This window comes from Clavibacter sp. VKM Ac-2873, assembly GCF_015351075.1.
Classification (GTDB): domain Bacteria; phylum Actinomycetota; class Actinomycetes; order Actinomycetales; family Microbacteriaceae; genus Clavibacter.
Window position 1 is genome coordinate 1 of record NZ_JADKRS010000012.1, and the last position, 431, is coordinate 431.

Below are 431 nucleotides of genomic sequence, written 5' to 3' on the forward strand. Positions count from 1 at the left end.
CCACCCGGAGGCGTCCCCGCACCCGTCGCCGCGTTATCGACCCTGCCCGCATCCACATCCGCCTGCGTGACCACATACGACGCCGTCGCCGTCGTCGACGCACCCGGCGCCAGAGTGCGCGTCGGATACGAGATCTCCGACAACTCACCCGTCCCCGTGAACGAGGTCTCATTCACCGTGATATCCGTCAACGTCGTGTTCCCGGTATTCGTGAACAGGAACGAATACGTCACCGTGTCACCCGCCTTCCCGACCTCGGTCGGATTCGCCGACTTCACCATCGTCAGACCCGGAGCCGCACCAGCGGTCACCACCGCGGACGAAGGATCCGACGTCACCGGATCACCCGACGGCGGAGTACCCGTCGCCGTCGCCGTGTTCGTGATCGACCCCGCATCCACATCCGCCTGCGTCGCCACATACGACGCCGT

The 431-nt window shown here is 65.9% G+C and carries 1 pseudogene; it reads right to left on the reverse strand.

The window, feature by feature from the left end:
* Positions 1–431: pseudogene (locus tag ITJ44_RS15735) on the reverse strand (hypothetical protein); the annotation flags it as partial.